7 protein-coding genes are annotated in these 8,314 nt (G+C 45.5%); 2 read left to right on the forward strand and 5 right to left on the reverse strand.

Annotated elements, in window-relative coordinates; genetic code table 11:
- Positions 1–52 precede the first annotated feature (52 nt).
- The 3 genes from BCT81_RS17860 to BCT81_RS17870 all read right to left on the reverse strand — a co-directional run bounded on the left by BCT81_RS17860 (position 53) and on the right by BCT81_RS17870 (position 2,960).
- Entirely contained in the window at positions 53–1,285 is a 1,233-nt protein-coding gene (locus BCT81_RS17860; protein WP_102425325.1) for a glycosyltransferase, read from the reverse strand.
- Positions 1,286–1,359: 74 nt separating this feature from the next.
- Positions 1,360–1,839 (reverse strand): GNAT family N-acetyltransferase, encoded by a 480-nt coding sequence (locus BCT81_RS17865; RefSeq protein WP_102425331.1) that lies wholly within the window; start codon positions 1,837–1,839, stop codon positions 1,360–1,362.
- Positions 1,840–1,862: 23 nt separating this feature from the next.
- Positions 1,863–2,960 carry a ketoacyl-ACP synthase III gene (locus BCT81_RS17870; protein ID WP_102425326.1) on the reverse strand — a complete coding sequence of 366 codons (1,098 nt, stop codon included), beginning with the start codon at positions 2,958–2,960 and terminating at the stop codon, positions 1,863–1,865.
- A 123-nt stretch (positions 2,961–3,083) separates the two neighbouring features.
- Here BCT81_RS17870 and trxC point away from each other — a divergent pair, with 123 nt between their 5' ends.
- On the forward strand, positions 3,084–3,518 hold the full coding sequence (gene trxC / locus BCT81_RS17875; protein WP_102425327.1) for a thioredoxin TrxC: 435 nt from the start codon (positions 3,084–3,086) through the stop codon (positions 3,516–3,518).
- A gap of 107 nt (positions 3,519–3,625) precedes the next feature.
- Here trxC and BCT81_RS17880 read toward each other — a convergent pair whose 3' ends face one another.
- Positions 3,626–5,311 carry a GMC family oxidoreductase N-terminal domain-containing protein gene (locus BCT81_RS17880; protein ID WP_102425328.1) on the reverse strand — a complete coding sequence of 562 codons (1,686 nt, stop codon included), beginning with the start codon at positions 5,309–5,311 and terminating at the stop codon, positions 3,626–3,628.
- Entirely contained in the window at positions 5,304–6,911 is a 1,608-nt protein-coding gene (locus BCT81_RS17885; RefSeq protein ID WP_102425329.1) for a long-chain fatty acid--CoA ligase, read from the reverse strand. The genes BCT81_RS17880 and BCT81_RS17885 overlap by 8 nt, the downstream gene beginning before the upstream one ends.
- Positions 6,912–7,278: 367 nt before the next feature.
- On the opposite strand from BCT81_RS17885, the gene BCT81_RS17890 reads away from it, so the two are divergent.
- Positions 7,279–8,310 (forward strand): AraC family transcriptional regulator, encoded by a 1,032-nt coding sequence (locus BCT81_RS17890; protein WP_102425330.1) that lies wholly within the window; start codon positions 7,279–7,281, stop codon positions 8,308–8,310.
- Positions 8,311–8,314 lie beyond the last annotated feature (4 nt).

Genomic DNA, 8,314 nt, shown 5'->3' on the forward strand with positions numbered 1-8,314 from the left:
ACGGGGTCACTTCATAACCTAAGGGCTTTTGATTTCATTTGAGCTGTATCAGCTACTTAGTCTTGTTCTTTTCAGCTATCCACTGTGACATGTACTTGGTGCTTGCCATGGTGTGGTGCTTGAGCATTGAACCGAAGAAATTATCTAATCGATGCGAATCAAGCTCAGAAACCAACGCAGTTATTCGTTCGATCAGTTGATTGCCTAACTTATCTTGCTCGTAATGCGCTTCAAGAATAGAGTGACACTGGCTTTGGGCTTCAAGCCACTTTTCTTCATCGCGATAAAGCTCAACTGCTGCAGTCACAAACTCATCGATATCATCAGCCACCGCACCCGGCCATTGCAGTTCACCTTGCGGTAGCATGCCTTCACTGCCGATCTCGCTGGTCACATTCGGGGTTTGTAGCTTCATCGCGTCAAGCAACTTACCTTTAATGCCCGCACCAAAACGTAATGGCGCAACACATACACGTGCCTCTTCCATAACTTCTTGAGCATCTTTCGCCCAACCTTTGATATGGAAACCGGTTTTAGGATTGTGCAAAGCGGTTGCTTTTGGCGGAGGATAAGATCCATAAATATGAAGTTCAGTGTCAGGCAACTGCTTACGAATCTTTGGCCAAATCTTCTGTAGCTGAAGCACAGCATCCCAGTTAGGCGCATGCCTAAAATTACCTATCGTCATGAAATGCTTACGTTCTTCATAACTTTTCGTGCGTTCAGGCAAAGTATTAAGATCAACCATGAAAGGTAGATGATGTAGAAGCTTTGGATTGATATTGAACTCAGATTGGAGCAGCTCCATCTCGTAGCTTGAAATGATCAACGAAAGATCACAGCGCAGAATCGCGGCAATTTCGCGTTTGGCCAGATCACTGTAAAGATGCTCTTTCGTCAGATCTGTCTCTTTTTTAACAGCTTCATGTCGAGCATTACGTAGGAACTGTAAATCTTCAGTATCCAATAGCTTAAAGGCATTAGGACATACCTTCTCAACACGCCAACCAAATTGTTCTTCCATCATAAAACGGTCAAACATGACAACATCAGGTTGTAGCTGTTCGATGTACTGATCAAAGCTATCGCAATTCAGTTCAATAGATTGGCTCGTGATACCCTCTTCAGAGAGATCGATCATATGCTCGGTCTCTTGAGCAGGCGTTGCGAATTCAACAGACCAGCCTTGTCGCTTAAACAGGCGTAAAAGTGACATCATATGGCTGCCAGCCGCCGATGAATTCGGTTCTGGCCAAACGTAGCCAATTGCTAAAACTTTCTTCAAAACACTTCCTAAGAAATAACAAAAGGGACTCTAGAAGCCCCTTATTGAACATTTACTGATAATTATAATAAGTTCTAAGAACTCAGCGATTCGATTCGCTCACCGACATTGCGAGCTATCATAAGCACTTCATCCGCAGAGTACAGATTTGAAATCGTGGTTTCGACTTCTGCACCCAATGTAGATTGATACAGCTTTTGTGCAAAGTTGTCCGCCCTGGTGGTCACTAATAAATGTTTTAGTGTCGAGTCTTGCTCTGCAAGTTTCTGCTTCACTAGCGGCAAAGAATCTAGAATCAGCTTTTTACCCAACCCTTGCCCTTGCGCACTCGGTAACACAGCAAGTTGCTCCAACTCTAAAACAGCTTCAGGCCTAAACCCGCTCTTTTGAACCCATATAATGTAACCAACAATCTCACCTTCACTTTCTGCAACAAAGTTAAGAAAGCGTGGCGCAGCATTCAAGTTACATTGTAACCAACCCATCGAGTTTTGTTGTCGAACAAAAGTAGCTTGGTGAACTAAAGCCGCCCCATCAAGGTCGGCTTTATCCATTAGACGAACTTGCACCATAACGGCTACTCGCTTTCTGAGTTCGGGCGCGTTTTACAGTGTAAAATGGCCTTCTTTAATAGTTCTAATGCTGATTGATCCACTTCTGGCAGCTTGGCATCTGATTGACCTAACGGCTCAACACGGCTACCCCATTTAATGTTGCCTGCACCCCAAGTTAAACCAGCACCAAATGCTGCAACCAGGATATTTGAATTAGGCTTAACAAAACCTTGCTCTAGTGATTCACATAGTGCAATTGGCACGGTCGCTGCCGACGTGTTGCCGTAGTTTTGAATGTTCACAAACGCTTTCTCACGCTCAATGCCCGCCATATCACACAGAGTTTGAATGATTCGGATATTTGCTTGGTGTGGAATCACAACATCGATGTTGTCTGTTGAGATGCCAGTACGGCTCAATACCGTGTGTGCTGCTGCACCCATGCCTTTAACCGCACGTTTGAAGATCTCTTTACCTACGAAATCAAAATCCCAGTAACCATTATCAGCCGCAAAACGGTCCATAGAAGTACCGAACTTAGGCACTGCTAGAATGTCTCGGCCTTCAGCATCACAGCCGATTTGCGCTTCTTGGAGACCAACTTGCTCTTCAGTGCGAGAAAGTACGACTGCACCCGCACCATCACCGAATAGAACCGCAGTATCACGCTTGGTCCAGTCAATGAAGAATGAAAGACGCTCTGCACCGACAACGATAGCGTTGCGGTAATTGCCCGCCTGAATCAATCGAGTTGCAGTTTCAACACCGTAGATGAAGCCCGTACACGCTGCATTAAGGTCAAAAGCTGCTGCGCTCTTGATACCTAAGTTCTGTTGAACTTTCGATGCAGTATTAGGAATAAGAGAATCTGGGCTACACGTCGCAACGATAACTAGATCGATGTCTTCAGCCGTTAGGCCAGCACACGCCATTGCGTGTTGAGCAGCAACGGTCGCTAGCTCAGAGGTATTTACATGACTGATACGACGGTTTTCGATACCAGTTCGAGTACGAATCCACTCGTCAGACGTATCAATGAATGTGCTTAAATCATCATTGGACAGCACGGCTGGTGGCAGACACTTTCCCCAGCCCGTAATTTCGGCGTAAAATTTTGTCATCATTTACCTGTTTATTGTTTGTTTTTATTTAAGTATCGTATTCATGTTTTAAACAGTATAAGCGTTCCGTACGTGATTCGTAAATCGCGTTAGCCACGGAGATGCAATAAAAAAGAGAAAGTTATGTCTACATTCAACACTCGTTGCCCTTCTTGCGGTGGCGTAAACCGAGTTCCTTCAGAAAGAATTTCAGAAAGCCCTACTTGTGGTAAGTGCAAAAATGCACTTCTCGACGGTGCACCAATCGAAGGTACATCACTGAATTTCCAATCGATTTTGAACAGTTCACAACCTGTCGTTGTCGATTTTTGGGCGACATGGTGCAACCCATGTGTAGGTTTCGCACCTGTATTTAGCGATGTCGCTAAAGAGCGCGATGGCGATGTTCGATTTGTTAAAATCGATACCGAAGCTCAACAGCAACTGGCGGCTATGTATCAAATCAGAAGCATCCCAACGGTGATGGTATTCAAGAACGGTCAGCGTGTTGATACGATCAACGGTGCCTTACCAAAAGGTCAATTTGATCAATGGCTTAATCAAGCTTTGGCTAAATAAGTTTGCCTAAGATCATTCATTAACCGGCAAACAAAAATAGGTTATGAGCCCTTAACAAATAAGGCTTCATAACCTATATTAAGACAACAATTTATCGTAATTGTCTTCTAAACACTCAATTCGTGTTCTGCTTTCTCGCCTGCTTCATGCTTGTTCAAATCACTCTTCTGATTCAAGTCGCTTTGTTCACTCAAACCATATTGCTCTTTGATCTGGTCAGCAATCTTCTCTGCGATCATGATAGTTGGCGCGTTGGTATTCGCTCCCACGAGTGTCGGCATAATCGAAGCATCAATGACTCGTAAACTCTCCATCCCATGAACTTTCAAATCTTTGTCCACTACTGCCAGTACATCATCGGCAGTGCCCATTTTACAGGTTCCCACAGGGTGGTACTGGGTATCTGAACGATTGCGGATATCTTGTTCAATCGCCTTGTCATCATTGGCATCAACCGGATAGAAAGCGTCACCACGAATATCATCGAACGCTTCGCTTTCTAGCATCTGATATTGCTTCTTCCACCCTTTAATCATGATTTCCATGTCATCAGGATGACTGAAGAACGCAGGGTCGATCTTTGGTGGATCGTAAGGATCAGAGCTATTGAGTGTCACGGTGCCATGGCTTTTTGGCCTCAGCAAGGTGACATGTGAGGTAAAGCCATGACTAGTATGGATTTTTCTCGCGTGGTCATCCACTACCGCAACAACAAATACAAACTCCAAATCCGGCACTGCGATATGATCATCAGAGCAAAGAAAACCAATGCCTTCTGCAAAGTTGCTACTCATTTTCCCACGACGCTCTTTGTGCCACAAAGGTAATGCTTTGGTCATTTCAGCGGCCATTTGCAACGAAATACCGAAGGTTTCTCGCTTTTCGCTGCACTTATAAGAGTGCACCAAATCGATATGATCTTGCAGGTTCTTACCCACTCCTGGCAGATCATGGACTTGTTCGATACTGTGTTCCGCCAGCTCATCTTTAGCACCCACGCCTGACAGCAACAACAGTTGAGGAGAGCCAAAAGCGCCTGCTGATAGAATGACTTCCTTGTTACATCGAATCTGGTAACGCTTACCGTTAGAACCGTATTCAACTTCAACCGCTTTCTTGCCTTCAAACAAGACTTTATGAGTCGTCGCTTTAGTCACGACAGTAAGGTTGGGACGCGATAGGTTTGGCGTCAAATAAGCCTTGGCAGCACTGCATCGTTCACCATTTAACTGGGTTACCTGAGTCGGCATGGCACCAAACTGAGCGGCTCCGTTGATGTCTTCATTTCGCGGTACACCGATCGATTCGCACGCGGACAAGTAGCGCTCCAACATTGGGCTCGGTGATCTAAGGTTTGCCACATTCAAGGGACCTCCTTGACCATGATACTCATCTTTGTGTACTTCGTTGTTTTCAGCTTTCTTAAAGTAAGGCAGGCACGACTCATAGCCCCATCCTGCATTGCCTAAACTTTCCCATGTGTCATAGTCATAACGATGCCCACGCGCGTACATCATGGCGTTAATAGAACTCGACCCACCAAGCGTCTTCCCTCTTGGCTGATAACCTTTACGACCATTTAAGCCCGGCTGTTCAACCGTCTCAAAAGCCCAGTTATTGAGTTTGGTCGGCATCATCGCCACAACGCCAACTGGAGTATGAATAAAGGGGCTCGTGTCTTTGCCACCAGCCTCGAGCAAACAAACAGTAGTATTTGGGTCTTCTGACAATCGAGAAGCCATCACGCACCCAGCTGAGCCGCCGCCTACAATAATAAAGTCATAGTTATCCATTAATTGCCTCCGCAACTTCTAAAGGGTGTAGCTCTCGCTTTAAGATTTTTCCTGTTGCCGTCATGGGTAGCGCGCTACGAATGAATACTTTACGAGGGTATTTGTAGTCAGCCAGTTGTTCTCGACACCATGCCATTAACGCTTTGCTGTCACATTGTGTATGTTCGTGAAGTACCACATGCGCATGAATCTCTTCCCCCAACTGATCATGATGTTCGCCAACCACAGCCACCATCTCGACATCCGGGTGACACATCAACACTTCTTCAATCTCTCTCGGGTAAACGTTATAACCACCACGGATAATCATGTCTTTAACACGATCAACAATGAACAAGTTCCCGTGCTCATCAACACGCCCGATATCACCCGTTAAAAACCAGCCATCTCTGATCGCTTCTGAGGTTGCTTCAGGTCGTTGATAATAGCCTTTCATGACACTAGGGCTCTTAATGCACACTTCACCCAATTCTCCCATTGCGACCGAGTTGCCTTGTACATCAGTAATCTTGATAAGATGTCCACACAGTGGTTGTCCGACACTGCCAGATAGTCGATCACCATCAATGTGATTAAAGGTCGCGACTGGCGCTGTTTCAGAGAGCCCGTATCCTTCCAATACTGGCAGTTCAAAGCGCGACTCAAACTGACGAATCACCTCAAGTGGCATAGACGCCCCTCCAGACACGCCTAACCTCAAGCTATGCTTAACCTGCTCAGAACGCTTGCTTGTTTTTTCAGAAGCATCAGGAGATTCCTCTCCCGCTCTGAGCAGTGCGATATACATGGTAGGAACGCCAGCAAACACGCTTACTTTGTGGCTAATGATCTGTTCAATCACTAATGATGGTTCGAAGCGTGGAATCAAGACCATAGTTGAACCAGTCAACACACTCGCGTTCATCATTACGGTTTGACCAAAACTATGGAACAGAGGAAGTGTTGCCATTGTTGTATCGCTGTATTCCAATCTCATCAGATACTGCGAGGACATTGCGTTGGTTTGCATGTTGGTGTGAGACAACTCAGCCCCTTTTGGCTGGCCAGTAGTACCTGAGGTATACAGAATAACCGCTGTATCATCTCCATGGCAGGCTATAGATTCAAAGGTTTCTATAGGCTGTCTCAACCAATCGGTTATGGCTTCCTTCTTTTCAGCGGTTTCTTCAGAACATGCATCACTGCCTGACGGGTTCGGCATAGAGACAAAATGCGCACAGTTGTTTGCTTGTTCAAAGCCTTGTAGCCCATAATGCCCAATAGGAAGATCATCAGTCCCCTCAAAACAAAGGTAGGCCTTCGCGTCTGAGTCATTCAAGTGATAAGCAATTTCTCTCGCCTTAAACAACACGTTTAAAGGGACGACAACGCAGCCTGCTTTTAGAATGCCGTAATATGCGATGGGGAAATAAGTCACATTGGGACAAGACAGTGCAACCTTATCCCCTTTATTTAATCCAAGTCGCTTTAGATTTGCAGCGACCTTCCCTGAAAGTTGTTCCAACTGAGCAAAGCTGACTTCATCCGCTCCCATACGTAGGGCGGCTTTGGTTGGAAAGAGTGAAGCGCTACGTTCTAAGTTAACAGCAAGATTGTGCATCCATGATCTCCTTGTTTGGCTGGACCTAGCGGTCACATTCGCCTTAGACGTTTAATCGTTGTAATGAGTTTTGTCTTTGTTGCTACGGGGGTCGCATATTGGAGCGTCACGTTAATAAAAGTGATTATTGAGCAAAATGTTGGAAACAAACCAATGTGCAACTTGTGAAATTACAACATTTTGATAACATCCCGAACAGGTTTCAAAAAGACAAAAACCGGTGATATTCGGACACAACTCAATTAGCCACGTAAAACTTTGAACTCACGAATAAAAATTTTGAATTAACTTGGGGAAGTGAGAACAGACGAGAGGCGAAAATGTTAAGAGTTCGGTTAAGATGACACACTTCAACAAGAGGAATTCTATGGAATACACCGCAGTCTATGAACCCGATATGCAAGCATTCGGTATTCTTGACCTTCAACTACTGCATCGTTACATGTCACCGGCCCTCAGTATCGAAGCGTTGCTGGAAGGCAGTAATATTGATGATCTTCAGCTCAATACGCCAGATACCCACATTACTTTGGCGCAAAAGCTGGCGGTGTTCAGTAACGCACTAGCGAACACGGATGAAGGTGGATTAGGTTTACGGGTTGGTCAGCAGGCCCGATTTAGCGACTTTGGAGTGTTGGGCTATGCGGTGTTCAGTAGCGAAACGCTATTAGATGCTTTGCTGATCGGATTTAAATATTTGCAACTTGCCGGCCCCGTGCTGAGAAAGACCATGTCTGTAGAGGATAACGTTGGGTACTTTCGCGCAGAACAACTGATCGACTTAGACTCTGTGCTGCCATTTTGTTGCGAGTATTGGTTTGCGGCGATCCAAAGCCTGTGTGAAGAAGTGCTGCAACAGCCCTTTCCATCACAAGTGATCCGTTTCCCTTATCCTAAGCCAGAGTACGGTGACCTTTATACAGAGGTTTTCCGTTGTCCTGTTGAATTTAATAGCGACCGCCTTGAATGGCAATTTGATGCGACCAGCTTGTACTCTCCTCTGCCCACCGCTAATACCATTACATTACAAATGTGTCTCAAGTCGTGTGATGACATGTTGGCAAAAGTGAGTGCATCCACCAGCCTGAAAGAGAAAGTCTCTCAAATGCTGCTTGAGAGGCCAGGATGTTATCCATCGATAGAGTCGATCTCCTCAGAGTTGGGCATGTCTTCTCGCACGTTGCGTCGCCATCTTAAAGCGGCCGATACAAGTTACCAGAAAATACTCGATCACGTTCGTTTCCATCTTTCTCGACACTATCTATCGTCGACAAAAATGAGCATTGAAGAGATTTCTGAACGTGTTGGTTTTTCTGACAGTGCCAACTTCCGTCACGCATTTCGTAAATGGAGTGGAAGCTCACCACGTCAATACCGAAAAGACGCACTCTTATCGTAAACTG

Source organism: Vibrio sp. 10N.261.52.A1, assembly GCF_002876325.1.
GTDB lineage: Bacteria > Pseudomonadota > Gammaproteobacteria > Enterobacterales > Vibrionaceae > Vibrio > Vibrio chagasii.